The organism is Acinetobacter rongchengensis, assembly GCF_003611475.1.
Classification (GTDB): Bacteria; Pseudomonadota; Gammaproteobacteria; order Pseudomonadales; family Moraxellaceae; genus Acinetobacter; species Acinetobacter rongchengensis.
Map to the genome: position 1 here is coordinate 63,107 of NZ_RAXT01000007.1, position 24,548 is coordinate 87,654.

Below are 24,548 nucleotides of genomic sequence, written 5' to 3' on the forward strand. Positions count from 1 at the left end.
AATTTAAATTCAGTGCAATAGGTGGGGGTGAAATTGTTATTTTCAAGTTCATCCCATGTGTGTTTCAATCTTGAACCAAGAGTAAAATAGAAACATACAGGGTGGATTATATCATGCCAAAAAAATGGTCAGAAAAAAAGCCCCAAAATCGATTTAAATGCAAAAAAAACAAATAAAACTTGACAAGTTTTTAGAAGCGGGATAAATAGCGCCTAGACCCATTCACTTTTTTTCATTATGAGGTAGTTTTAGTGTCTTCTACAGATTTTGAACTAGATGATAACTACGGTGATGATGATGTTAGTTTTGATGAGTCATCAAGCAAAATTAGCGCTAAAGAATCCTTAGAAAAGCGTCGTTTAATAGATGACTTACTTGCTCAACGTCGTTTAGAACGAGAGTTAAAAGATTTTGATTATGATCTTGATGATGACGATCTTGACGACGACGAAGAAGATTAAAAATACATTGGGCATAGTGTGGGAAAATGCTATGCTTCACCCTGATACAAACTAAACTGGAAATAAAATGAGTGCTTTAGATTTAGATCTGTTAAGTGACTATTTAGATGGTGACCAAAATGAATATGGTCTAGATTTTGCTGCGACTCATGGTTTTTTATGTGCGACTGCTGTAGGCCCAACTTTTGACAAATGGCTTGATGAGCTATTTGACAATAATCAAAAGAAAGTACCTGCGGAAATCATTGCACAAATTAAGGCTTGGTTAGATGCGATTCGTCAAAACTTAGCCAATGAAGAAGGGATTGAGTTTCCTTTTGAAATTGAAGAAGCAGATGTTGAATCAAGTCTAGGCGACTGGAGTGTTGGTTTTGTAGACGCAATGTTCCTGAATGAAGATGCTTGGTTTGCACCAGAATACGAAGAGCAAGTTGTTGATTTAACACTACCAATGATGGTGTTTAGTGGTGTCGATGATGAAGACCCTCAAATGGAGTCTTTCCGTCGCAATGGTCAATTGATGGATGAAATAGCGGAAGAAATTCCAGACAATTTAAATGAAATTTATTTGATGTATCATACGCCAGCGAAATGATTATTCTTGAGCCGTTAATTGTGGCTCATGGATTAAACAGCAAGAAAGTCATTTAATGAAATTGAAAAGCACCTTTCGAAGGTGCTTTTTTATGTTTTGTGCTTTGGTAATGCAACTGTATCTGCAACAAATCGATTTTTAATTTGTCAGTAACAAACAAAGCCCTAGACTGCTTAGTACAATGCCAATCATACGATTGATGATGACTTGTTTGAGTAGAATTTTATTTCTGATTGTAGGAGTAGAGCAAAATATAGAAATGGCTATAAACCAAATCAAGTGACTTATAGATATAAAACAGCCATAGCCAATCAGTTTTAGCAGGTGATTTTCTGCCGTGAGCAATTGCGCAAAGATGCTCATTACAAATAAAGTGGTTTTAGGGTTAAAACTATTGGTGAGTACACCTTGCCGAAACGCTTGCCATGGGTGGATAAAGCCGCTGCCTTGTGTGTCATTCACTTGTTGTTGAGTGAAAGTTTGGTATCCGATGTACATCAAATAGCCCGCACCAATATATTGAATAATATGCAAAAGGCTAGGTAGCAGGTGTTGTAAAAAACTAAGCCCCATCAAACTATAACTAATGTGAATCCACACTGCACAAGCGATGCCATAGGCGGTATAAATGCCTTGCTTACGCCCATATAAATAGCTATTTCGACTCACCAATGCGAAGTCAGCTCCAGGACTGATCACAGCCAGCAAGGTGACCGATGCAATCATTATTATTTCATTCACTCATTTAACCTTATTGGAATTGAATAAAAGGATTTATATATTTTTCATATATTTGCTATAGTTAAAATCGAATTTAATTCTTATTTAAATATGAGTTTTTGGAATGATTGAGCGATTATCATTGAATTCCCTCAAGTTTTTTTATTATGTGGCACGTTATGGCAGCGTAACAATCGCCGCGGAAAAGCTGTTTGTGACACAGGGCGCGGTCAGTAAGCAATTAAAGAACCTCGAAGAGGCGCTAGGTTTTACCTTATTTATTCGTGAAGGTAAAAAATTACAACTGACGGGTGATGGTGAGCTTTTGTTTGATTGTTGTCAGCAGGTCTTTCCACAAATTGATCAGTGTTTGGTGCAGTTAAAAGCACAATCTCAGTCGCATAAAACACTGACACTTTCATGTGAACCGACTATTGCGATGAAGTGGCTTATTCCTCGATTAATTCAATTTAAGCAACGTCATCCACAGATTGAGATCAGCTTATTAACCGATGGTGGAGAGGTTGATTTTGAAACGCAATCGATTGATTTGGCTTTAAGGCGCAATGATTTTGATTGGGGGAACGCTGTTTATAGTGAAAAAATAGCAGACGAATATGTGCTTTGTATTGCACGAAAAAATAATTCATATTCAACGCAACAGCTTTTTGTTTCTAGCTCACGGCCCAAGTTATGGACGCAATTCAAGGACCGATATAAAGCTCAGTTTAAAGGTTTCCAAAAATTGACCTTAGAGCATTTCTATTTATGTATAGAGGCCTGTTTAGCGGGTTTAGGGGCGACTATCGTGTCAGGTTATATGGTTGAAAAAGAGTTGAATTTTCAATTGTTTGAAATGCTTACACCGATTGACCCTGATGGTTCTGCTTACTATTTGCTTTCAGCGACTCCTTTTGAGGATGATGTAGATAAAATGATTTTTAAGGACTGGCTTATAGAAGAAATGAGAGTGAGTCAATCCAAGCTTATTGCGCTTTCTAATCATTGAGATATCTAGAAATCGTGGCTTTTAGACAAGTATTTTTTGGATGAATGCCACCAAACCAGATAGCTCGCAAAAAGAATACTTGGGCTACAGATAAGGAAAAGATAGAAGATGATCTCAAAATTACCGAAACATATAAATATCAGATAGCATGTGGTGAGTATTGAAGCGATTAGTGGTTTAGTTCTTCCTAATTTATGATTATAAATCCAATGTTTTGTCATATAGATTAAAAATCCCCAAGAGGCGATCCCACAACAAACTGCGAGATAAAATATGATGCTTAGAAAAACGGTATCATCAAGAAAATTGATTGCAAGTTCAAGAACGAAAGGAATGCTCAATAAAAAAAATAATAATGCAGGCATAGAAAGAAGCAGAATGGCTAAACTTATCCAAAAGCGGTTTTTAATTTTATAGTTATAGATATTCATGTTGTACATCCATGCTTATTCTAAATAATTGTTTTATATATGTATTGATACTTGTGATATACGTAATTCAATAGAAATATTGTGGTAAGTTCAATCATGTTGAACAAAAAATTACACACCTAAAATATTATTCACGAGGTTTTAAACACCAAGCTTTTTCCATCGAATTTTGTCCTTTAAAACTGTCCGATAAATCAACTTGTTCTAATAACTTAATTTGATAAGCATCTTGATAATGTTGACGAATTTCAGCTTCAGTTACGGAAAAAGGAGGGCCTTCATAACTATTTTGATCATATTCATAACTGATGATTAACTGAGGAACATAAGCTAATTCAGTCAGATGCGCTGTATATTGAATACGTGTCTTTTCAGGTAATGCAACCAACGCTGCTCGATCATAAATTGCATCGATATGACCTAGTATATTTTTGCTGAGATGAAAAATATCGCCAACAAATAAGTCGATCCTTTCATGTTGATAATGAACCAATTCACCAACCTGATGCTGTGTAAATTCAAGCTGTAATTCATCGATGAGTGCATCAATAGCTTTTTGACTCAATTCAATCGCGGCAATACGGAATCCTTGAGCAAGTAACCATCCAATATCTAAAGATTTTCCACTTAATGGAATAAAAATACGTGCGTCTTTCGATAACTCAAGGAATTGCAAATTGTTGAGTAATAATGGATTAGGTTGAGGTAGGTGAAAACCAATTCTATTTTCTTGCCAACGTTGATGCCAAAATTCGTGTTCCATATCAATCCTATAATTTATTGATCATTCAGTATGTTGTTTATTTCTAGAGTATCCTATTTATCTTGCATACTATTTTGTTTGATAAAACTTTTTATACAGCCAAATACTACTGAGAATAATGCATATTGCGATAATCACATAACCGACACGGCTAAAAATCTGCTGCATCAGTTCAGTATTATTGCCAAAATAAAAACCAACATATGCCAAAAATGTGGTCCAAATAATGGTTCCTAATGCGCTATAACTCATAAACTTCCAAAAGGGCATACGACTCATACCCGCAGGAATACTGATCAATGAGCGAACAGCAGGAACCATACGTCCAAAAAAAACCACACGATGACCATAGTGCTCAAACCAATCTAAAGCTTTTTTAACATCACCAGATTTGATAAAGAGATATTTGCCATAACGGTCCACCCAGTTGAAAAGTGCTTCATGTGATATTTTGCGACCGATCCAATAAAGCGCAGCAGCAGCGATTAATGAGCCTAGGCTTCCTGCAACAATCACACCAATAAAGCTGAGCTGACCTTGTGATGCTGCAAAACCCGCTGAAGGCATAATAATTTCGGATGGGACGGGCGGAAAGACATTGTCCAAAAACATAAGAAGAGCAATACCGAAGTACCCCAATTGCTCCATGATAGAAATAATCCAATCGGTCATTTTATAAATAAAAATAGGATGTTATAAACATCCTATGATTTTACTGCATAAAAAAACAGTATGAAATTGTAGTTAAAAAAGTAAATTAATCTTGATAATGCAATAGCGTGTAAATATAAACCTTACGTAACAGATAACATAGCGCTATAGGAATAAGGCTGAGCAGTAAAGAAGTCTCTAAATCAGCTTTGAGTGTGAAGCCAATTGCGAGGGCAATGGTTGAACCTGTCACCAGTCCTAAAAGCAACACTAGAAAGTGCGGTTGCTGATTCAATAATTTTTCAAGTTTAAGTGGATCAACACGTTTGCGTAACATGTTCAAATTATGCAATACCGCGGGATGATGTGTCATCGTCAAATGAGGTGAATATTTTGAAGTTACTTTTTGCATAACAGTACTCCTAAAATGATTGCAATTGATGTTTGTGTCACGGTTTATTGGTGCATTAAAAGTCTGATTTTATTTAAATTTATATAATTAAATTAGCAATGTTCTAGTGAAAAGCAATCACTGAGAATAGTGAACTTTGTTTATTTTTTGTGATTTAAATTTAGCAATAAAAAACCGTAGTTTTTAGGCTACGGTTTGAATCATTGCAGATGAATGCTGAAATATTTTTTGTTTGTTAGATGATCTACTGGTGAAATCATCAGATTTCGATTAAAGACGCTTACGTTTTGCCGCGACAATTTGTGATTGACGCATACGGAAGCCTGCTTTTTGTTTTTCTGAAGTTTTATCGATACAGTATTTACATGAAACGCCATGTTCATAACTGGTTAATTCAACTTCTTCTGGGAGTAATGGCCATCCACAAGCATGGCATTTGGTATTTAGACCTTCTTCGACGCCATGTGTAACCGCTGTACGTCCATCAAAAACAAAGCATTCACCTTCCCACATACTTTCTTCAGCAGGGGTTTCTTCGAGGTATTTTAAAATACCACCTTTCAAGTGATAAACCTCATTGAAGCCTTCTTGAAGTAACAATGATGTTGATTTCTCACAACGAATACCACCAGTACAGAACATCGCAATTTTTTTGTCTTTGTGTTGCTCTAGGTTTTGTTTTACGTATTCTGGAAATTCACGGAAGGTTTCTGTTTTAGGATCAATTGCCCCTTTAAACGTACCTGCTTTGTATTCGTAGTCATTACGTGTATCGATCAAAATCACGTCATCACGTGCAATCAGTTCGTTCCATTCTTTCGGGTCTAGATAATGTCCAACCAGATCACGTGGTTTGACTTCAACACCTAAGGTTACAATTTCACTTTTCAGTTTAATTTTCATTTTACGGAAAGGTTTATCATCACTATGCGATTCTTTATATTCCATCGCATTGAAACCTTCAGCTAAAAGAAATTGGTGAATTATATCAATTGCTTGTCTGTCACCAGCAACTGTACCGTTAATGCCTTCACCTGCTACAATTAGAGTCCCACAAAGGTTGATGGTTTTTACCAAGTCTAGAAGACGTTGTTGAAGATCGCTAGGATCTTGAACTTCTTTGAATTGATAAAGCGCTGCAACAACCCAACCAGAGGTCGCTTGCTGTTCTACAGGTGCAAGCTGTTCTACAGTAGCGTTCATGGAAAACTCCAAATGTATAAGAATAGGATAAAATTTTAAGGCGCATATTTTAGCGCGATTTATTGGAATATGCGAGAAATCCATACATATTGTAGTGATTTTTTAAGGCAGACAAATTTTATGGTTTTAAATACTAAATCTAGTACTTTAATCTTTTTTATATACCATATATAGTGTGGCTGAATTAAGTTTTAGCATTAAAAATGTGTGTCTGATTGCTTGTTTGAGGATATTATTTTGAATAGCCAACGTCGTATCCCTTCATTAACGCCTTGTGCAGGTCGTTGTTCTACTGTATTTGGTGATTCAGTTTGTCGTGGTTGTCGTCGTTTTAACCATGAAGTGATTCAGTGGAATACCTATTCAGCTGAGCAGCGACTGGCTGTGTGGATGCGTTTAGATGCACAACTGGATCAGATTCTTGTACCCTTATTACCTTTGGCTGATTTAAAACATGTTGAAGGTTTTATCCATAGCAAACGTGTACGTGTTTTGGACTCAGCCTCAAAAGGCAGAAAGTATTATCATGCGCTTAAAATCTGTGAAAAGAATCGAAATTTAGCCCATGATAGTGGGTTAGGTATTGACTCAAAACAAGTTAAACCTTTATGGGATGAGTTTGAACGTAGAGTTTTGGCACTAGCAAATGCCAGTTATGATTTTGCATGGTTAAGAGCAGATGGCATTCGACAAAGTATTCTACATTTAGAAGAAAGTCACTAGACAAAAGTACAGTTAAGTTATTTACTTGAATTTAATTATATTTATATATCAATGATTTAAATTCGGGTCAGTACATATTGTCAGATCGTGAGTTTGTTGGGTTTTATTTGTAATGTTAAGCATTTAAAGTAGTTGTGCTGAATAGAAGATAGGATTGTAGGACTGAATTTAAAAATATCTTTGAAATGGTTATTTAAATTTATATATAATGTGACTTATATCAAATAAATATTCGTAAAAAGAGAATGATGATGATTGAAATGAAAGAATTAGAAGTAATTAAACAATTAACAGCTGAAGAAAAGTACACATTTTTTATCGAACAAGTTATAGAAAATGGTGAAATTTGGGGATTATGTGGTGAGGGCTGGGCTTCATTTTTAGATGATACACAAGGTCTTCAAGCCTTTCCTGTTTGGTCAGATAAAGCTTTTGCTGAGTTAAATGCTGTTGGACAATGGGAAAATTTCAAAGCAACGCCATTTACCGTGCAACAGTTAATCAGCGAACTTGCACCTGAATTAACTCAAGCAAATATCCAACTTTCCGTGTTTAAGTTTCCGCAAGATTCAGGGCATTTAATTGCAGCTGAAGAAGTTTCCAATACATTACAGAATAAATTAGCTTCTTGATTTGAATGATCTTAAGGTAAACAACTTGTTTGAGCCTTTTTATATTCTCCTCCTTGTGAAGCTTTACTTGTCACTATGATCAAAAGGGCAATGAGCAACATCGCTGTGCAAGGAATCTAAAATTATTTTAAATTTTCGATGGTTCTCTTTTTTTGTTGCTTCATATATGGCTGAAGGTTGGGGAGATTCTTTGATGGTTAACAACTAAATGATGTTTACCTGATCAACACCAGTCAAAGGTATGGGGGAATTTTGGATCAGCTGCATGATCATGTTTTTTTGTTGTTGGGCAATTTCTGGATGAAACCCTTCAACTAAAAATCTACTGATTAGACCTTCAATCAAATTATAAAAAAGATCGGCGATGCATTGATCTTGATTGATTTGAACAGCGTAATGATGAATCAATTGCCGTAACCAAATTTTATGTGCAATGGAAATTTTTGTAATTTCAATATCTTCTGCGGTAGATTCTGCAACAGCACGGACGAATAGACAGCCTTTAAAATGATCTTGCTGAAACCAAAGCATATGCCAATCATAAATCTGTTCAAGTGCATCTATTCCTTGGGCATCTGCGACATATTCCATCAAGCTTTGTCTAAATCGTAAATCACGTTGTTTTAAAACTTCCTCAACCAGCTGATGTTTATTTTTGAAATACGTATACATCGTTGTTTTAGAGCAACCTGACTCATCGCGGATCAAATCTACACCGACACTGGTAAAACTATTCTTATTAAAAAGTTCTTCCGCAGTTGTCAAAATTTTTATCGCTGATTTAGACATTGCTTGATTCTCAACATTGATTATTGTAAATAGTACAGATCTGTACTATTTTAATTTTAGCGCGCTAAACCCAATAAATCAATCGAGAGGGCATCTTTATGTCAATATTTGCTGGAAAGGAAAAACTCGCACCAAGAGCGAGAAATCAGGAGATTATTAGAAGTTTTATTGGAGGTACGCTGAGTATTTTTATTTTATTAATATTGAGTAAGTTATCGCATAATTTATGGATTATGGCGCCGTTTGGTGCAAGCTGTGTGATTTTATATGCCGTTTCGCAATCTCCATTGGCACAGCCGAGAAATGTGATTCTTGGTCATTTTATTTCAGCTTTGGTGGGAATATGTCTATTGAAATGGTTTGGTAGTCATATTTTGAGTATTGCTGTTTCAGTGGGCTTAGCTATCGCATTGATGATGTATTTCCGTTGTGTACATCCACCTGCTGGGGCAAATCCCTTAGTGATTTTATTGACTGCGAATACAATTCATTATGATTGGACATTTTTACTATTTCCGGTGCTTACAGGATCGATTGCTTTAGTGATGGTGGCGTATTGGGTGAATAATGTGAAGGCTGCGCAAAAATGGCCAAATTACGGTTTGGCATTGTGGCGCAGTAAAAATTAAAAAACGCCAGTTCAGTGGTCTGAACTGGCGTTAATTAGACTTCGAATAAAATGAATCAGATATTGTGTTTTAGACGATATTGTGCAATTTCTTCAATAGTGATTAAGGTTAAATGATGGGTTTGTGCATATGCTAAAACTTGTATGCCCGAAGCCATTGTTCCATCAAGATTAGTCACTTCACATAAAACACCAGCGGGTTTTAAACCTGCCATACGTGCCAAATCTATAGAACCTTCTGTATGACCACGACGGGTGAGTACACCACCATCTCGCCCACGGAGTGGAAAGACATGACCAGGGCGATTGAGGTCGCTCGCTACAGCCCCATCTTTAATGGCTGTGTGAATGGTTGTTGTTCGATCTTTTGCAGATACGCCAGTGGTTACGCCTTCTGCAGCCTCGATCGTCACTGTAAATGCAGTTTTAAATTGGCTAGAGTTGTCATTCACCATCGGGGGCAGTTCTAAATGATCTGCAAGTTCAGCACTGAGTGTTAAACAAACAATACCTGAACCATCACGAATCATTCGTGCCATCGTTTCGACATTTAAAGTTTCTGCGGCAACAATCAAATCAGCTTCATTTTCACGATCAAAATCGTCCATGACCAAAACAGGTTTGCCTTGGCGCATATCTTCTAAAGCTTGTTCGATACGTTGATCCGCAGGGGAAAGGGTAGAAAAGAAAATTTCGGGTTGAATTAAACTAGACATTGAAACGCTCTCGTAAAAAATTATACGGTTGAACATTTCAGGACATGAGAAATAGTGGCGTTACAAAACCATTTCCAAAATAATCATTTTGGAAATCTTTAGCTGTGACGTCGTCTTCTTTCATCCGGACTATACCGTCGGCTTTGGCATTTCACCAAATCTGCTGATTGAAAATCTTTCGAAACTCAATAAGCTCGTGGGCTGTTGGTGCGTGATTTAAAGAATTAAAAATCAGACCAATTTACCACCGGTGGGGAATTACACCCCGCCCTGAAGCGATGTCATATGATTATAGTCCTAAATAATCAGAAAAGTAGTCTGTTTTATAGAATGATCAGTTTTATGTATAGAACAATTTTTGCTAAAGACTTGCCAAATAGAAACAATATCTTTTATTGATCTGACTTATTATGAGTTCAGTTGTCAGTATTTATCTTGTTATAAGGGACAAAATTAGAAACGATCTGTCCATGATATTGTCAAGGACTCGTATACTGAAATAAAAACAAGAGAGGAATGAAGATTGATAAAAATACCCGCACAGTACTATTCTTGGAATGCAGAATTATTCATCAAACATTTACAGGTTTTTGGTTTTACATTACTTGCTGTCAGCATGTTGTATTTAGTTGCTGCCAACTGGTTTATGTTGCCGCAAACCGTTCAACTTGGTATTCCTCAGGTTTTATTATTGCTGAGTGCAATTTGTAGTTTGCTGGTCGTAAAGCATGATTTCTTAGTGCAATGTTTACATACCATATGTGGTTTGATGATTGGTTTAAGCCTAGCTGTGATTGGGCAAATTTACCAAACAGGTGCAGACAGTTATTTATTATTTCTAATTTGGTCTGTTTTGCTGTTACCGTGGCTATATCGTCACAATATTGGGATTTTTCTTTTATTGTGCATTGTCAGTCAGATTGCACTTTTCCTGTTTTTTAAACAAACCTTTTGGGGTGATCAATATCCTGAATTATTTTTAGTTTGTATTCACCTGTTTGCACTTATTCAATTCTATTTTTGCATCCAATATTATCCTAAATTACGTTACTTATTTTTAGTGTGGTTTGCCATACTTTCTATTTGGCATATGGTGAGGTTTTTATACGATGGTCAAGGCATTCTTTATTTTATTTGCTCTTTTTTATTACTCGGTATTTCACTGAGTTACTATTATAAAAATAAAGATACCCTATGTAGTGCTTTATCCGCAGTTGCTTTGGGGGTTACATTTACCTTAATTATTGTGAAATCTGTAGGTTCATTGTTTAAAAATAATGAAATATTAGAATTATTTTTTATCGCACTGATTGTTTTTGTATGGTTTGCCTTAATTACGTATTTGTTGATCAAATTTATTCCACACAGTCGATTTAATGCGATCCCATTGGCTGTTGGCGCTTGGATTTCAGGGGCTTTTTTTGCATCGCTCATGCTGACATTTTGGGGTAATTTTTCGTTGATTATGGGCGTAGTTTTCGTAATTATTGCTGCCTATGTTTTAAAATTTAAACGCTCAGATCAAATGCAGTATAGTTTATTCTTAAGACAACTTGCCTACTGTATATGGATTGCGGGGCAAATTGCCGTAATTTTCCATACTGTTGATTTAATGGATCAAATTTTTCCTATTATATTATTTCAATTGGGAATGCTGATTTTAAGCTATTTTTTACGATTACACTGGTTTTTTGTCTTTATTCAAATTCTGGGGCTATATGCAACAGGTTTTGTTCATATTTTAGGTATCCATTCATATTGGAGTCGGACAAGTTTTATTGAAAACTTTGTCTATTTAGTGCTTTGGAATTATGTCTTCTATTTTTTAATCCTTGCGATTAAATTGATTAAGCCTGATGAATATCAACGTAGTTTATTGCTTGCTGTTCTAGTGGTTATTTTATATTCAATGGGGCTTTATACCTTATTGGGCAAATACGAACTAGTAAGAATAGAGCATATTGCTATATTCACCTATGGTTTACCTATATTGTGGTTCATTCTTTTTATTTTTTTACATATCCAAAACCAGTTCAATATATTGGCTAAATTGATTCTAGCTACTTTTGCCGCTTTACTCATTTTTTACGGTTATTTCGATATTTTTATTTGTTTAGCAGTTATTTCTTGGGCATTACAGCGGCAAGACAAGCTTATATATGCTTTTGCACTTATTAGCTTCAGCTTAATTTTATGGTTTATATATTATTCATTAGATGTCTCATTCCTGATGAAAAGCTTCAGCATTTTTATATCTGGAATCATGTTATTGCTACTGACGTTTAGCTTGAGTAAATTTAAAAATAAGCAGGAGTTCAGCACATGAAGAAGATGATTCCGCTTTGTTTAGCATTATCCTGCATGCTTATTTTTTTAGGCATGATTTTTAGAAATGAACTGCACTTCAAAAACAGCGAAAGTATTTATGTGCGTTTGCAACCTGTAGATCCACGTTCGATTCTTCAGGGAGATTATATGGCGCTGTACTATCAATTGTATTTTGCCCCGCAAAATTCGACTCTCGACAAGACCAATCAACCCAATATCAATTCAGAAGATCATATTTTTTCAGGCTTGTATTTTGATGAAATCATCAAAAATAAGTCTTCAATCGTTGCTTATGTTGAATTAGATGCGCAAAGGCGAGTGATTCATACTCATTTTGAGTTACCTCAGAAGGTTCGTACTTACCGATTGATCTTGCAAAACCCAAATAATCGTCACAGTATGCTCTATCCTGCATCGAAAAGTTTTTTATTTGCAGAAGGTTTAGCAGATTGTTATCAACAAGCCAAATATGCTGAATTTAAGGTTGATGAACAGGGGAATGCGATACTCACCGCATTGAAAGGTGATCAGCTACAAGATTTAGGCTGTGAAGCGAAACGTGATTGGTTTGAAAGCTTTCATTCTACAAATAAAAACGCTTAAACGTTATTTCAAAAATTTATTGTTATAAAAAAATCCGCATTAAGCGGATTTTTTGTGACTGTACAATCTACAATTTAAGCAACTTGAACAGGAATACAGTTTGCAGTGTGATTCACTGTATTGTTCGGGTTTGCATATACCAAACGTGGTTTATGTGCATCAGCTTCAGCATTGCTGAAATCGCCAAATGTCGCAATAATCAATAAATCGCCGACATCCGCTTGATGTGCAGCACCACCATTGACAGAAATGATGCCAGAACCTTCTTCGCCACGAATTGCATAAGTTGTGAAGCGCTTACCATTTGTCACGTTCCAAATGTGAATTTCTTCATATTCGCGGATACCAGCTAAATCCAAAAGAGTACCGTCAATTGCACAAGAACCTTCATAATGTAATTCTGCTTGCGTAACAACACAACGGTGGATTTTTGCTTTTAATAAACGAGATAGCATGATTAGCGTCTCCAGAGTAGCCCTTACAATTGTTATATGGTGTTTATCTAACAATTTTCAATAAGGAGGATGCATTAGAAAGCGCATTTTGCTCTTAAAAATGTATCATGGCAAGGAAAATTGTTTAACAAAGAATATTTTTTACGGATCAAAATTAAGGCTTATAAGCATTGATTTGATTCATTGCTTGTTGAATCTCGCCATTAATCAATAATTTTGTTCTACCCAAAGCATGATGTATTGCATCATCCATCAATTTTTGTTCACTGCTTGGCGCTTTACCTAAAACATGTCCAGAAACTTTTTCTTTCGCGCCTGGATGCCCTATGCCTATGCGTAAGCGGTGAAAATTAGAACCGATATGCGGGACAATGTCACGTAGACCATTGTGACCACCATGTCCACCACCTGTTTTCAGACGAATAACACCTGGATCCATATCCAGTTCGTCATGGGCAATGAGCATTTCTTCAGGTTTAATTTGATAGAATTTGGCAAAAGGTACAACACTTTGACCAGAAAGGTTCATGAAGGTTGTCGGTAACAACAGACGAACGTCTTGACCTTCAATATTACCACGACCACTGATTCCTTTATATTTTGAATCAGTTTTTAAATGAATGCCATATTGCTCTGCAAGGCGTTCTACGAACCAAAAGCCTGCATTATGGCGGGTTTGGGCATATTCCGAACCGGGATTACCCAAACCAATAATCAGTGAAAGTTTACTCACTCATTTACACCATTAAACACTTATGCGCGTTTGAAGTCAGCGTGCAATGGTGTGTTTTTAGCTGGGTGACGTTGTAAAGCTTGGATTTTAACGCTTTCAACTTTACCGTCGATGTTTACTTCAATTACTTCTTCAAAGAAAGCATTGCTTTCTAAAGCTTTAACAAGTTCACGAAGCTCTAAAGTTACAGCTACAGGCTCAGCAGCACCACCATAGATGATTGCTGGAACTTTATTTTGCAGACGAAGGCGGCGGCTCGAACCTTTCCCTTGAACTGCTTCTTCACGTGCTACTGCATTTAATACGAAGTTTGCCATGATGACATTTCCTCATTGAGTTTAATTAAACTGAACTTTCGACCAGTCCAGTGATAGAAAGCCCCACCAAAGGGTAGGGCTTTGAAAATTTGCGCTATTATAGATAAGAATCGAACATCGCGCTAATAGATTCTTCGTTGTTAATACGACGAATTGTTTCTGCAACCATACTTGCTACAGAAACTTGGCGAATCTTACCAAGTTTTAAAGCTTCATCTGATAATGGGATGGTGTCAGTGACAACCAACTCATCAATGACAGATTTGCTTAAATTTTCAAGCGCTTTACCTGAAAGTACTGGGTGTGTTGCATAAGCAACAACTTTGCGAGCACCGAAAGTTTTCAATGCATCAGCAGCTTTACACAAAGTACCTGCAGTATCCACCATGTCATCAACAATGACACAGTCACGATCACGTACATCACCAATCAAATGCATCACTTGTGATTCATTCGCTTTTTGACGGCGTTTATCAATAATTGCAAGATCGATATCACCCATCTGTTTTGCAACAGCACGTGCACGAACTACACCGCCAACGTCAGGTGAAACCACCATCAGGTTGTGATGTTGTTGTTGACGCAAGTCAGCAAGTAAAGCAGGTGTACCGTAGATGTTATCTACAGGAATATCGAAGAAGCCTTGGATTTGGTCTGCATGCAAGTCGATCATGACAACACGGTCAATCCCAACAGTTGTTAGCATGTCTGCAACAACTTTAGCTGTGATTGGAACACGAGTTGAACGAGGACGACGGTCTTGGCGTGCATAACCGAAGTAAGGAATCACAGCTGTAATACGACCCGCACTTGCACGACGCAAAGCGTCTGCCATAACTAAGATTTCCATCAGGTTATCATTCGTTGGGGCACAAGTCGGTTGTACGATAAATACGTCTTTACCACGCACGTTTTCAGTAATTTCGACAGTGATTTCACCATCAGAAAATTTACCTACAGCAGCAGCACCCAATGGGATGTGCAAATGGCTAACGACTTTTTGGGCGAATTGTGGATGTGCAGTTCCACTAAAAACGACAAGATTGGGCATGAAGCACCCTTGGCGGTTGGCAAATTTGAAATTAGATGGCAGGGGCGGCTGGATTCGAACCAACGGATGCCGAGATCAAAACCCGGTGCCTTACCACTTGGCGACGCCCCTAATGCGGCAGAACTTTAATATTTTTACTGTTATCTGTCAAGGTTTTTAATAAAAAACCAAGTTAGAATAACCAATAAATTGTTCTGTCTTTTGAACTTGAAAATGGCAGGGGCGGCTGGATTCGAACCAACGGATGCCGAGATCAAAACCCGGTGCCTTACCACTTGGCGACGCCCCTAAATTTGATGTTGTATTTAATGGCAGGGGCGGCTGGATTCGAACCAACGGATGCCGAGATCAAAACCCGGTGCCTTACCACTTGGCGACGCCCCTAAAATACAACGATCTACAGATGAAAATGATGGCAGGGGCGGCTGGATTCGAACCAACGGATGCCGAGATCAAAACCCGGTGCCTTACCACTTGGCGACGCCCCTATCATTACACTTTAAAATGAATGAGTGGTGATTCATTCAAACTACTGACCATGTAGGCTTTGCAGGGTGAATGATTTAAAATATCATCAATCTTCATTTGTTCAGTGATTTCAACAAAAACACAAGCACCTGTACCTGTAAGCTTTGCTTTACCGAACTGATCTAAGTATTGCATGGCTTCATCGACTTCCGGATATAAACTTCTTGCCAGCGGCTCAAAGTTATTTCCAAAATTAGATGGCTTTAGCTGATAGGCGCAAAATTTAGTAGGCTTCGTATCTCTTGTCAATGTTTTTTGCGAAAAAAGTAGCTGAGTGCTGATAAAACAGTCAGGTTTTAACACAATGTATTGTTTTTGATCTAAGTCTATGAATGTTAAGTGTTCGCCAATCCCTTCTGCCCATGCATTACGACCATGAACAAAAATAGGGACATCTGCACCTAACTTTACGCCAAGTTCAGCCAGTTGATCAGTATTTAAACCACATTGCCAAAGTTGATTAACAACAATCAGGGTCGTTGCAGCATTGGATGACCCCCCTCCTAAGCCTGCACCCATTGGAATATTTTTTTCAATGCGCACATTTAACCCTGAAATATTTTTCGCATAAGGTTTTAAGATGTGAATGGCTTTGTAGATTAAATTCTGTTCTTGATCAACTTCATTTAAGCCTTCAATGTGAATAGCAGAATCATCCGTTTGAGTGAATTCAAGCCAATCAAACAAATCAATCAGTTGAAAAATGCTTTGCAATTCATGGTAGCCATTTTCACGACGGCCTGTGATGTGCAAAAATAGATTCAATTTAGCAGGCGAGGGAACTCGAATCATAGTCTTGAGAACTTAAATAAATTAACGATTTTGAATAACCATTGTAATACGGTTTTCCTGATCTGCTTCAAGTTGTTGTTTTAAAATCAACTTGTTGGGTAATTTAGCTTGATCATTATAACTCAAATCAACAGCCCAACCATCTTCAATAATTTTGGAAATTCGTTGTGTATCATCTCGAAGGATTTGTGCATTTTCAGTCGCAGGTACGGCTTGAACCCAGCTGACAATATGCGTGATTGGTGCAACCCAACCTGTTGCTTTTTCTAAAAGTTGTTCAGGGCTTGTTGCTGAAATTAAGCCCGTCTTTGAACTATTCAGCGTCACTTCGCCTGATTTACCTTCAATAATGGTTTTACCAATACCTAAAATACCATTCAATTGAATATTAAAATCTTGTTGATCTTGTACCCATGTATAAAATGCGCTACCAGATTGCTTAGGTGTTTTTACGCCAATTTTCCCTTCTAAATTAAATTGGTTTGTGGGTTTTTCTATTGCAATATCAGCTGTCGCAGTATTTGGTGCTTCTAAGGTTGGTGTCGTTTGTGTGGGTTTGACCACGTGTTGACAACCTGTAAAAACGAGACTGCTGATTGCGATAAAGGGAAAAGCAATATGTTTGAAATTGCGCATAAAGGGTCATTAACTCTTTTTAATATGTTGCGGTAATATTAATGAATCTAATTGATTTAATTGAGGATCATTTGGATGATTTTGTTTGAGTTGTTGTAACACTTCATTAAATTGCGCTAAAGAACCTTGCATGTACAACGATTTTGCGTATCGCACACCAATATTAATGCTATGACTCAAATGATAAGCTTTGGCTAAGATTTGCGAAGATGTTTCAAAGTCATTTTGTAAAAATGTGATGTAGCCGAGCGTATCTAAAATCGAAGCTTGTTCGGGTGCAAATTCTAAAGCATGCTCTGCATAAGATCTTGCTTCATTTAGGCGTCGGTTTTGTAACGCCAATGTATAAGCGTATGCATTCAAATACGTTGGACTATTGGGTTCCAAAATTAACAATTGTTTTAAGGCTTTGTCTAAGCGATCACGATCTTCAAAAGGATCTAAGAGCAATACTTCTGAATATAAAATTTCAGGATCATCAGGCAGGTTTTTCACAGCCTCATTCAATAGTCGTAAAGCGGCTGTTTTATTGCCCATACGTTTTAAAATTTCAGCTTGAGCTTGATATAAAAAACTTGCATGTTGCGGATAATTCACACGTTCTTGAGTTAAAAAACGCAATGCATCGTTCATTTTACCTTGATGTTCATAAATCGAAATCAAGTTACGGCGTGATACGGTATATAAATTACCGTCGACTAAGCGATAGTAAGCTTTTGCAGTTTCTTCATTTTGTTTTTTCACTGCATTTACAGCGAGATAGAAATAGGCCTCATTTTGATAACGAGAGGAATAGCGTAACTCAACCAAATATTGTTCAGCTTGATCAAGTTTTTTTAAGTCAATTGCAGTTAATCCTGCAATAAACAGGGCTTCTTCCGCATCAGGCCAATTTTCAATAATTTTTTCCAGCTTGCTTAAAGCCAACTCATCCTGTTGTATTTTGATGAGATATTTCACTTCAGCCAAACGAATATCGAGATTATATTTGTTCTTTTTACTGCTACGTTCGTACCAATTTAAGGTCGCTTCTTGATCGCCTAAAGCTTCAAGTAAATTGGCTTTCATGAGGATGAAGCCAGTAACTTTAGGGCGTTTACGCAAGGCTTTATTGACTGTTTTTAAAGCCTGTTCAATTTCATTGTTTTGCGCTTCTAAACCTGCGATTAGAATTAAAACTGAGGGATTGTCTTTTTCTTTACTGGCTCTCAATGTATTGAGCAAGTTTTGACGATCTTCTTCAGACTCAGGTGAAATACCTTCTAAAATCTTTTCAAGATCAGCATTTTGGTCAATATTTAAAATACTATCTAATGTTTCCGCAGCCAATTCATATTCATGTGATTTAAGCGCAATATGCGCTAAATAAAATTTTGCTGGGACATCCTCAGGTTCTTGCACCACCCAGTGTGTGGCAATATCCAAAGCTGCCTGTAAATCATTTTGTTCAATTGCAACATTCAGCGCACGTTGTTTAATCGTGGTTGAGTTGCTGCGAATCGCAAGGACAGTGTAGTTGTGTAATGCGGTTGCACGATCATGATAAGCCAGTGAAAATTCAGCAATAATGCTTTGTTTTAATGCATTGGTATTATATTTTGTATGATAATATTCTCCAGATGCTCTAATATGAGCACTAGAAGCCATGCTACCTACAAGTAAGAATGTGGTAGAATATTGCTTAATTGTCGAGCCGCTTAAGCGGTTGTTTATTTGACGCAATTTTTTTCCGAATCCAAGTAATGCTTTCTATGACACCGTTATTGCACAATAGCATAAATTTAGCGAAATGATGATCTGATATGTCTTTCTTTGCATTGGGTGTCAACCATCAAACAGCTTCTGTTGAGTTGCGAGAACATGTTGCTTTTAATCCAGAGCGATTGAAAGATTTACTTGCACAACAAAGTAATCAACAAAATTTAAACGACATGGTGGTGGTTTCTACCTGTAATCGTACCGAAGTTTATGCCATGGCTGAAAATGCTGATATGGTATTGCATTGGCTCGCCGAAACCAACGGTATTGATGTAAAGCAATTGTCAAATCATGTATATCGTTATGAAAATACAGATGCGATTTCACATCTTATGCGCGTGGCGAGTGGTTTAGATTCACTGATGTTAGGTGAGCCTCAAATTCTCGGACAAGTCAAAACTGCCTTGGCTTTAGCCAAAGATGCTGACATTGTTTCTCAGAATTTAAGTCAAATTTTTGAATATGCATTTTACGCAGCCAAACGTGTGCGCTCTGAAACAGCAGTGGGTAGCCATGCGGTTTCAATGGGTTATGCCGTTGCTCAGCTTGCGCTACAAGTCTTTAGTAAACCTAGCCAACTGACTGTTATGGTGGTTGCTGCAGGTGAAATGAACAGTTTGGTTGCTAAGCATTTGGCAGAAATGGGCGTTGCGAAGATTCTAATTTGTAATCGAAGTGTTGAACGTGCTGAACATTTGGCGCAAGAAATTGCACATCGTGTTGAAGTTGAAATTATTCCATTCGCAGAACTTGCTGAAAATTTATATCGTGCTGATGTGATTTCAAGCTGTACAGGCAGTTTGCATCAAGTGATTGCTTATCAAGATGTTAAAGCTGCATTAAAAAAGCGTCGTTATCAACAGATGCTCATGGTCGATTTGGCAGTACCTCGGGATATTGATCCAAAAGTTGAAAGTTTGGATGGGGTGTATCTGTACGGTGTTGATGATTTACAAAGTGTGATTGATGAAAATTTAGCACATCGTCGTCAAGCTGCTGTTGAAGCTGAAGTCATGGTCAATCAATTGGTTACGCAATTGATTACCCATCAAAGAATTCACCAAGCAGGCAGCACAATTCAGCAATTTAGAGAGCATGGCGAAATACAAAGTCAGCATGAACTGGCTGATGCTTTGGAGCGGATTCAAGCAGGTGAAGATGCTCAGCATGTTTTGGAAGACTTTTCACATCGTTTGACGCAAAAATTATTACATCCGACGTCCATTATTTTACGTCAAGCTGCTCAAGAAGATGATCCTTCACATTTTGAATGGCTTAAAGAAAAAATTCAGGATATTTTTGAACAAGAAAGAAAGCCAAAGAATTTAAAATAATATTTTAAGTCTTTATGATTAAAGTCTCTATGGGAGGCACGGTTAATCTGTAAAACTTCTATTCTTCAAATAATAACCGTCTCATCTTTATCGTAAAAGTTTAAAAAAGCACATTAGTTATGCACGAGTTTTAAACTGATCTGTCGAGTAAGTTCATTGAGTTGCTTACGTAAATTACGTGATTCACTTAAAGAAATGGGTGATTTAAGTTTCTGTTTTAGATATTTTTCTTGAAGGGCTAATGAATAGTCAGAAGCCAATTTATCTGCCATTTCAGGTGCTTCGGTAAATGCCTGAATATTGGTACGTTGCATAATATCTGACAATTCTAAATGATAGGCACTGCATGCGCCTAAAATATAATAGGTCGCCAATTCCTGATCATCGGGTAATTCATCAAAAATACGATCAAATACCGCTAAAATTTGTGCCAATAACTCATTAGGATCGATAAAAGCGCGTAAAACTTCAAAATGGATATACAAAAAAGGGTGTTGCATTAAAATAGCGATTGCAAACTCTTCATTGCCCATATTTTGCTTAAAAGACAGCGTGGCATCCAAGCTGATTTGAGGTTGCCATTTTTTATTAAAGCCAAGTTTTTCCTTAAAAAATTGCCGCAATAAATAACGATATGAACCTTGTTTTGGCAGTAATTCAGTCAATTGATTCAGTTCAGCCATGACCTGACTTTTACCTTCAGGCGTAGCAATTTCGTAATTTTGACTGAGTAAGGCAAATACAAAATCTGACAATAATGGTGATTGTTGCCATAAGCGGTTGAATGTTTCTAAACCTTCTTTACGAATCAAAGAATCTGGATCATGTTCTTTAGGCAATACAAAGAATTTGAGTTCTCGTCCATCATTGAGTAACGGTAGGGCGATTTCTAAAGTGCGGCGAGCTGCCTTTTGACCCGCTGCATCACCGTCAAATGCAATGGTAATTTGACTATTCTGTTTAAACAGAATATTTAAATGATCTGCGTTACTGGCCGTTCCCAGTGTCGCCACAGCACCTGAAATACCGTTTTGCTGTAGGGCAATGACATCCATATATCCTTCAACCATGAGCCAATTTTGCGCTCGATCTTTACGACCTTCATACAGACCATAAAGCAGTTGGTTTTTATGAAAGACTTCAGAGTCAGGTGAGTTAATGTATTTAGGCTTTATTTCATCATTGAGCGCACGACCACCAAAACCGACGACACGACCTTTGCTGTCTCGAATCGGAAATATGACCCGATCTCTTAAAAGATCAAAATCACGACCACTATCGCTGGTGCGAATCAATCCGAGCAGTTTTAAGCCTTCAACGTCTTGTGGAAAGGCTTTTTCTAAATGTTGCCAATCTTCAGGTGCATAACCTAAACGCCAATATTGAATGGTTTCAGTGCTTAATCCACGGTGTCTAAAATACTGTTGAGCCGTTTTACTATTCGGCAGTTGGCGTTCATAAAATTGAGCAATATTTTCAAGTAAATCATATAGGTTGCCATCAATCGGTGCTTGATGAAAGCCTTCATCACCAAATTGAGCTGGATCAAAGTTGTCAAAGTCTGAATAATTTTGAAATGCTTCAAATGGGTCAATATCAATAGATGAAGCAGGTTCATGAGGGATTTGAGCAGCTTGTGAATCTGCTGTTTTTAGTTCAGTTTTTGGCTGTGGTTTTACGGCTTCACGCTTATAAGACAGTTTTTTATTGTCGTGATTATCTTTGGGAAGTTCCACACCTGTATGGCTTGATAACTCCTTCATCACATCGATAAAGTTACGATTATCAATATCCATAAGAAAGCGAATAGCATTACCATTGGCTTGGCAACCGAAGCAGTGGTAGTACTGCTTATCACGATAAACGTGAAAAGAAGGCGATTTTTCCTGATGAAAAGGACAGCATCCTGAATAGGTGCGACCTGTCTTTTTCAATTTCACACGTTGACCAATCAGCTCGACAATGTCGGTGCGATCGAGAATTTGATCAATAGTATGCTGAGGAATTGCCATAGAAAAGCCAAAATGAATACATAATTACAAAGGCAAAGTGTACCTTAGTTTGAAATTGAAAAATATCTATGCATAAAAAAGACGGGCAAAAACCCGTCTTAATCTGTCGTTCACTTACATATGATTATTTGCGTTGACCATCATATAAGCTTTCATCTGCACGTGCTGGCTCACTTGAAACTGGACGATTTGGACGATCCAATAAACCAAAAGTTACTTTATTTAACAGACTTGCTTCTTGTTCAGTGGTTGCCTGTGTAGGCGCTTCTTTGGCAATTTCTGCTTTATCACCACGGCCAAAAATACCTAAAGTAGCTCGGTTCACCCAGCTTGCTTCTCTACGTGCAGCACGTAGATTTACTTCACCATTGGATTTAACCAAATTAGGATAATTTTTCTTGAGTACTTCAATATATTGCTGAGAAGTAGCATTATCGCCCAGTTTGTCATAACCGTAAGCAATCGTTGCTAGAGCTTCAGGAATTTGAGGTGTTTGTGGGTAATGTTCTAAAACCCATTGAGAACGTTCAATCGCAGCCAAGTAAGCTTTACGTTGAATATTGAAACGCGCGGCATTCATTTCACTTTCAGCCAATTCCTGACCAATAAATTTCATTCGTTGCGCTGCATCTACAGAGTATTGGCTCGAAGGATAGCGACGAATCAAATCTACAAAGTTTTGATAAGCAACTTTTAAATAGCCTACATCACGATGTGCTTGTTTTAATGATGTATAACGTAATAAACCATCATAGTTTTGTTCCATATTGGCGACACCACGAACATAGTAGGCATAGTCCAAGTTTGGATGTTGAGGGTTTAAACGAATAAAACGATCAGCAAGTGCAATTGTGCCTTCATAATCTTTTTGCTTGAATTTTGTATAAATGAGTTCGAGTTGAGCTTGTTGTGCATATTGACCAGTCGGATAATAAGTATCAATCGCCTCTAAAGATTTTGCAGCGTCGCCATATTGTCCATTATCTAGGGATTTCATCGCTTTTTTGTAATAAATTTGCTCGCTAGATTGCGGTCCTGTATCCACAACATCTTTCTTAGGATTGCTGCTACAACCTACAAAAGCTGTTGCTAAGCCTACAGTTAAAGCAAGCATTGTGACTTTATAACGTGGTAGCGACATAAAAATTCCTCTGTTTATACGGGCAATAGGCTACAATTGCGCTATTAAACCACTTTTGTCCGAATGAGCAAATGACTTCAGCACACTCTTCTAATTCTAATCTCTCAGAAAATGATTTCAATTTACTTGAAGATTCTGAGGATGCAGATAATCATAATTCTGCGCCGACTGCAACACGTTTATCGTTGCAATTTCAACTGGATGACAGCTATTTAGGGCAACGTATAGATCAAGTTGCAGCAACAGTTTGGAATGAGTTTTCCCGTGAAAAACTTAAACAGTGGATGAAGGATGGCCATTTGTTGGTAAATGGTAACATTGTCAAACCCAAATATAAGTGTGAAGGCAATGAAATACTGACACTTGAAGTTGAACTTGAAACTCAAACTTCGGCACAACCTGAAAATATTCCTTTAGATATCATCTATGAAGATGCAGATATCATGGTGATTAATAAACCTGTTGGTATGGTTGTTCATCCAGGCGCGGGTAATCCGAATGGTACATTGGTCAATGCATTGCTTTATCATTATCCAAAATCAGCCGAGTTAACACGCGCAGGTTTAGTCCATCGTATCGATAAAGATACCAGTGGCTTATTGGTTGTTGCGAAGAATTTAGAAGCACAATTTTCACTTAGTAAGCAATTGGCCAAGAAAACGGTTTATCGGGTCTATGACTTGATTTGTTATGGAACGATGATTGCAGGCGGTAAAATTGATGAGCCAATTAAACGCCATCCTGTAGATCGTGTAAAAATGGCCATCTTACCGGGTGGCCGTGATGCGGTAACGCATTATAATGTTAAAGAACGTTTTCAACACTTTACTCGTGTTCAAGCACAGCTTGAAACTGGACGTACGCATCAAATTCGTGTTCATTTCACTTATATTGGGTTTCCTTTGGTGGGTGATCCTGTCTATGTGAGTCGTGTGAAAGTACCCGCTGGTGCTTCTGAAAAACTAGCCAGTGCTTTGCGTGGTTTTAAACGTCAAGCCTTACATGCATCAAAATTAGGTTTGATTCATCCGCAAACCAAGCAAGAAATGATGTTTGAAGCCCCATGGCCACAAGACTTTATTGAACTGTTGGATGTTTTACGTTCAGAAAATAAAGCCTATTAATTG

Annotated in this window: 26 protein-coding genes, 4 tRNA genes and 1 riboswitch; of the genes, 10 read left to right on the forward strand and 20 right to left on the reverse strand. The window is 37.4% G+C overall.

Annotated features, from left to right (window positions below):
- The first annotated feature begins 251 nt into the window (after positions 1-251).
- Entirely contained in the window at positions 252-461 is a 210-nt protein-coding gene (locus D7V20_RS05865; RefSeq protein WP_010113136.1) for a PA3496 family putative envelope integrity protein, read from the forward strand.
- A gap of 67 nt (positions 462-528) precedes the next feature.
- Positions 529-1,056 carry a YecA/YgfB family protein gene (locus D7V20_RS05870; RefSeq protein ID WP_120383389.1) on the forward strand — a complete coding sequence of 176 codons (528 nt, stop codon included), beginning with the start codon at positions 529-531 and terminating at the stop codon, positions 1,054-1,056.
- Positions 1,057-1,194: 138 nt separating this feature from the next.
- On the opposite strand, the gene D7V20_RS05875 is transcribed toward D7V20_RS05870, so the two are convergent.
- A complete protein-coding gene (locus D7V20_RS05875; RefSeq protein ID WP_120383390.1) occupies positions 1,195-1,797 on the reverse strand; it encodes a LysE family translocator in 603 nt (200 codons plus the stop codon).
- 103 nt (positions 1,798-1,900) lie between these two features.
- Between D7V20_RS05875 and D7V20_RS05880 the strand changes: the two genes are divergently transcribed.
- Positions 1,901-2,785 (forward strand): LysR family transcriptional regulator, encoded by an 885-nt coding sequence (locus D7V20_RS05880; RefSeq protein ID WP_120383391.1) that lies wholly within the window; start codon positions 1,901-1,903, stop codon positions 2,783-2,785.
- 558 nt (positions 2,786-3,343) lie between these two features.
- Here the strand turns inward: D7V20_RS05880 and tmpT are convergent.
- The 4 genes from tmpT to trhO all read right to left on the reverse strand — a co-directional run bounded on the left by tmpT (position 3,344) and on the right by trhO (position 6,245).
- Positions 3,344-3,979, reverse strand: a complete 636-nt coding sequence (tmpT, locus tag D7V20_RS05885) for a thiopurine S-methyltransferase (protein ID WP_120383392.1) — start codon at positions 3,977-3,979, stop codon at positions 3,344-3,346.
- 69 nt (positions 3,980-4,048) lie between these two features.
- Positions 4,049-4,627: a DedA family protein gene (locus D7V20_RS05890; RefSeq protein ID WP_120383431.1), complete on the reverse strand. Its 579-nt coding sequence runs from the start codon at positions 4,625-4,627 to the stop codon at positions 4,049-4,051.
- Between the two features lie 109 nt (positions 4,628-4,736).
- The gene (locus tag D7V20_RS05895) at positions 4,737-5,042 is read right to left on the reverse strand and encodes a hypothetical protein (RefSeq protein ID WP_120383393.1); all 306 of its coding nucleotides are present in this window, start codon (positions 5,040-5,042) and stop codon (positions 4,737-4,739) included.
- 270 nt (positions 5,043-5,312) lie between these two features.
- Positions 5,313-6,245 (reverse strand): oxygen-dependent tRNA uridine(34) hydroxylase TrhO, encoded by a 933-nt coding sequence (gene trhO, locus D7V20_RS05900; protein WP_120383394.1) that lies wholly within the window; start codon positions 6,243-6,245, stop codon positions 5,313-5,315.
- Positions 6,246-6,482: 237 nt separating this feature from the next.
- Here trhO and D7V20_RS05905 point away from each other — a divergent pair, with 237 nt between their 5' ends.
- Together D7V20_RS05905 and D7V20_RS05910 are read left to right on the forward strand one after the other, a co-directional pair.
- A complete protein-coding gene (locus tag D7V20_RS05905; protein ID WP_120383432.1) occupies positions 6,483-6,968 on the forward strand; it encodes a DUF1289 domain-containing protein in 486 nt (161 codons plus the stop codon).
- Positions 6,969-7,219: 251 nt separating this feature from the next.
- Positions 7,220-7,600, forward strand: coding sequence for a DUF2750 domain-containing protein (locus tag D7V20_RS05910; RefSeq protein WP_171407770.1), 381 nt, complete (start codon positions 7,220-7,222; stop codon positions 7,598-7,600).
- A gap of 204 nt (positions 7,601-7,804) precedes the next feature.
- On the opposite strand, the gene D7V20_RS05915 is transcribed toward D7V20_RS05910, so the two are convergent.
- Positions 7,805-8,389: a TetR/AcrR family transcriptional regulator gene (locus D7V20_RS05915; RefSeq protein ID WP_120383396.1), complete on the reverse strand. Its 585-nt coding sequence runs from the start codon at positions 8,387-8,389 to the stop codon at positions 7,805-7,807.
- 98 nt (positions 8,390-8,487) lie between these two features.
- On the opposite strand from D7V20_RS05915, the gene D7V20_RS05920 reads away from it, so the two are divergent.
- Positions 8,488-9,018 carry an HPP family protein gene (locus D7V20_RS05920; RefSeq protein ID WP_120383397.1) on the forward strand — a complete coding sequence of 177 codons (531 nt, stop codon included), beginning with the start codon at positions 8,488-8,490 and terminating at the stop codon, positions 9,016-9,018.
- Between the two features lie 55 nt (positions 9,019-9,073).
- On the opposite strand, the gene ribB is transcribed toward D7V20_RS05920, so the two are convergent.
- Positions 9,074-9,733 (reverse strand): 3,4-dihydroxy-2-butanone-4-phosphate synthase, encoded by a 660-nt coding sequence (ribB, locus tag D7V20_RS05925; protein ID WP_120383398.1) that lies wholly within the window; start codon positions 9,731-9,733, stop codon positions 9,074-9,076.
- A gap of 108 nt (positions 9,734-9,841) precedes the next feature.
- A riboswitch (FMN riboswitch) is annotated at positions 9,842-10,014 on the reverse strand.
- Between the two features lie 242 nt (positions 10,015-10,256).
- On the opposite strand from ribB, the gene D7V20_RS05930 reads away from it, so the two are divergent.
- Both D7V20_RS05930 and D7V20_RS05935 read left to right on the forward strand, forming a co-directional pair.
- Positions 10,257-12,059 carry a DUF2157 domain-containing protein gene (locus tag D7V20_RS05930; RefSeq protein WP_120383399.1) on the forward strand — a complete coding sequence of 601 codons (1,803 nt, stop codon included), beginning with the start codon at positions 10,257-10,259 and terminating at the stop codon, positions 12,057-12,059.
- Entirely contained in the window at positions 12,056-12,664 is a 609-nt protein-coding gene (locus D7V20_RS05935) for a GDYXXLXY domain-containing protein (RefSeq protein ID WP_120383400.1), read from the forward strand. The genes D7V20_RS05930 and D7V20_RS05935 overlap by 4 nt, the downstream gene beginning before the upstream one ends.
- A gap of 74 nt (positions 12,665-12,738) precedes the next feature.
- Here D7V20_RS05935 and panD read toward each other — a convergent pair whose 3' ends face one another.
- The 11 genes from panD to D7V20_RS05990 form a co-directional block, all read right to left on the reverse strand.
- Positions 12,739-13,119, reverse strand: a complete 381-nt coding sequence (gene panD / locus D7V20_RS05940; protein WP_089603796.1) for an aspartate 1-decarboxylase — start codon at positions 13,117-13,119, stop codon at positions 12,739-12,741.
- Positions 13,120-13,273: 154 nt separating this feature from the next.
- Positions 13,274-13,852 (reverse strand): aminoacyl-tRNA hydrolase, encoded by a 579-nt coding sequence (gene pth, locus D7V20_RS05945; RefSeq protein ID WP_120383401.1) that lies wholly within the window; start codon positions 13,850-13,852, stop codon positions 13,274-13,276.
- A 20-nt stretch (positions 13,853-13,872) separates the two neighbouring features.
- The gene (rplY, locus tag D7V20_RS05950; protein ID WP_120383402.1) at positions 13,873-14,169 is read right to left on the reverse strand and encodes a 50S ribosomal protein L25; all 297 of its coding nucleotides are present in this window, start codon (positions 14,167-14,169) and stop codon (positions 13,873-13,875) included.
- A gap of 97 nt (positions 14,170-14,266) precedes the next feature.
- Positions 14,267-15,220 carry a ribose-phosphate pyrophosphokinase gene (locus D7V20_RS05955; protein ID WP_004722497.1) on the reverse strand — a complete coding sequence of 318 codons (954 nt, stop codon included), beginning with the start codon at positions 15,218-15,220 and terminating at the stop codon, positions 14,267-14,269.
- Positions 15,221-15,256: 36 nt separating this feature from the next.
- Positions 15,257-15,331 (reverse strand) — tRNA-Gln (locus D7V20_RS05960).
- A gap of 103 nt (positions 15,332-15,434) precedes the next feature.
- Positions 15,435-15,509: transfer RNA gene (locus tag D7V20_RS05965), tRNA-Gln, on the reverse strand.
- Between the two features lie 20 nt (positions 15,510-15,529).
- Positions 15,530-15,604 (reverse strand) — tRNA-Gln (locus tag D7V20_RS05970).
- A gap of 29 nt (positions 15,605-15,633) precedes the next feature.
- Positions 15,634-15,708, reverse strand: a tRNA-Gln gene (locus D7V20_RS05975).
- Positions 15,709-15,712: 4 nt separating this feature from the next.
- Entirely contained in the window at positions 15,713-16,540 is an 828-nt protein-coding gene (ispE, locus tag D7V20_RS05980) for a 4-(cytidine 5'-diphospho)-2-C-methyl-D-erythritol kinase (protein ID WP_120383403.1), read from the reverse strand.
- 21 nt (positions 16,541-16,561) lie between these two features.
- Positions 16,562-17,176, reverse strand: coding sequence for a lipoprotein insertase outer membrane protein LolB (lolB, locus tag D7V20_RS05985; RefSeq protein WP_120383404.1), 615 nt, complete (start codon positions 17,174-17,176; stop codon positions 16,562-16,564).
- Positions 17,177-17,185: 9 nt separating this feature from the next.
- Entirely contained in the window at positions 17,186-18,898 is a 1,713-nt protein-coding gene (locus D7V20_RS05990) for a tetratricopeptide repeat protein (protein WP_120383405.1), read from the reverse strand.
- 80 nt (positions 18,899-18,978) lie between these two features.
- Between D7V20_RS05990 and hemA the strand changes: the two genes are divergently transcribed.
- The gene (hemA, locus tag D7V20_RS05995; protein WP_120383406.1) at positions 18,979-20,268 is read left to right on the forward strand and encodes a glutamyl-tRNA reductase; all 1,290 of its coding nucleotides are present in this window, start codon (positions 18,979-18,981) and stop codon (positions 20,266-20,268) included.
- A gap of 113 nt (positions 20,269-20,381) precedes the next feature.
- Here hemA and D7V20_RS06000 read toward each other — a convergent pair whose 3' ends face one another.
- The gene (locus D7V20_RS06000) at positions 20,382-22,280 is read right to left on the reverse strand and encodes a DNA primase (RefSeq protein WP_120383407.1); all 1,899 of its coding nucleotides are present in this window, start codon (positions 22,278-22,280) and stop codon (positions 20,382-20,384) included.
- 124 nt (positions 22,281-22,404) lie between these two features.
- Positions 22,405-23,421 (reverse strand): outer membrane protein assembly factor BamD, encoded by a 1,017-nt coding sequence (locus D7V20_RS06005; RefSeq protein WP_120383408.1) that lies wholly within the window; start codon positions 23,419-23,421, stop codon positions 22,405-22,407.
- Between the two features lie 71 nt (positions 23,422-23,492).
- On the opposite strand from D7V20_RS06005, the gene rluD reads away from it, so the two are divergent.
- On the forward strand, positions 23,493-24,545 hold the full coding sequence (rluD, locus tag D7V20_RS06010) for a 23S rRNA pseudouridine(1911/1915/1917) synthase RluD (RefSeq protein WP_120383409.1): 1,053 nt from the start codon (positions 23,493-23,495) through the stop codon (positions 24,543-24,545).
- Positions 24,546-24,548 lie beyond the last annotated feature (3 nt).

What these genes read in the sequence shown, in the direction of transcription:
- ribB (WP_120383398.1), bottom strand. Translation starts at nt 9,733, where the DNA reads ATGTCTAGTTTAATTCAACCCGAAATTTTCTTTTCTACCCTTTCCCCT.
- lolB (WP_120383404.1), bottom strand. Translation starts at nt 17,176, where the DNA reads ATGCGCAATTTCAAACATATTGCTTTTCCCTTTATCGCAATCAGCAGT.
- D7V20_RS05910 (WP_171407770.1), top strand. Translation starts at nt 7,220, where the DNA reads ATGATTGAAATGAAAGAATTAGAAGTAATTAAACAATTAACAGCTGAA.
- D7V20_RS05880 (WP_120383391.1), top strand. Translation starts at nt 1,901, where the DNA reads ATGATTGAGCGATTATCATTGAATTCCCTCAAGTTTTTTTATTATGTG.
- D7V20_RS05935 (WP_120383400.1), top strand. Translation starts at nt 12,056, where the DNA reads ATGAAGAAGATGATTCCGCTTTGTTTAGCATTATCCTGCATGCTTATT.
- trhO (WP_120383394.1), bottom strand. Translation starts at nt 6,245, where the DNA reads ATGAACGCTACTGTAGAACAGCTTGCACCTGTAGAACAGCAAGCGACC.
- ispE (WP_120383403.1), bottom strand. Translation starts at nt 16,540, where the DNA reads ATGATTCGAGTTCCCTCGCCTGCTAAATTGAATCTATTTTTGCACATC.
- D7V20_RS05890 (WP_120383431.1), bottom strand. Translation starts at nt 4,627, where the DNA reads ATGGAGCAATTGGGGTACTTCGGTATTGCTCTTCTTATGTTTTTGGAC.
- panD (WP_089603796.1), bottom strand. Translation starts at nt 13,119, where the DNA reads ATGCTATCTCGTTTATTAAAAGCAAAAATCCACCGTTGTGTTGTTACG.
- tmpT (WP_120383392.1), bottom strand. Translation starts at nt 3,979, where the DNA reads ATGGAACACGAATTTTGGCATCAACGTTGGCAAGAAAATAGAATTGGT.
- D7V20_RS06005 (WP_120383408.1), bottom strand. Translation starts at nt 23,421, where the DNA reads ATGTCGCTACCACGTTATAAAGTCACAATGCTTGCTTTAACTGTAGGC.
- hemA (WP_120383406.1), top strand. Translation starts at nt 18,979, where the DNA reads ATGTCTTTCTTTGCATTGGGTGTCAACCATCAAACAGCTTCTGTTGAG.
- D7V20_RS05895 (WP_120383393.1), bottom strand. Translation starts at nt 5,042, where the DNA reads ATGCAAAAAGTAACTTCAAAATATTCACCTCATTTGACGATGACACAT.
- D7V20_RS06000 (WP_120383407.1), bottom strand. Translation starts at nt 22,280, where the DNA reads ATGGCAATTCCTCAGCATACTATTGATCAAATTCTCGATCGCACCGAC.
- D7V20_RS05920 (WP_120383397.1), top strand. Translation starts at nt 8,488, where the DNA reads ATGTCAATATTTGCTGGAAAGGAAAAACTCGCACCAAGAGCGAGAAAT.
- rplY (WP_120383402.1), bottom strand. Translation starts at nt 14,169, where the DNA reads ATGGCAAACTTCGTATTAAATGCAGTAGCACGTGAAGAAGCAGTTCAA.
- D7V20_RS05955 (WP_004722497.1), bottom strand. Translation starts at nt 15,220, where the DNA reads ATGCCCAATCTTGTCGTTTTTAGTGGAACTGCACATCCACAATTCGCC.
- rluD (WP_120383409.1), top strand. Translation starts at nt 23,493, where the DNA reads ATGACTTCAGCACACTCTTCTAATTCTAATCTCTCAGAAAATGATTTC.
- D7V20_RS05915 (WP_120383396.1), bottom strand. Translation starts at nt 8,389, where the DNA reads ATGTCTAAATCAGCGATAAAAATTTTGACAACTGCGGAAGAACTTTTT.
- D7V20_RS05870 (WP_120383389.1), top strand. Translation starts at nt 529, where the DNA reads ATGAGTGCTTTAGATTTAGATCTGTTAAGTGACTATTTAGATGGTGAC.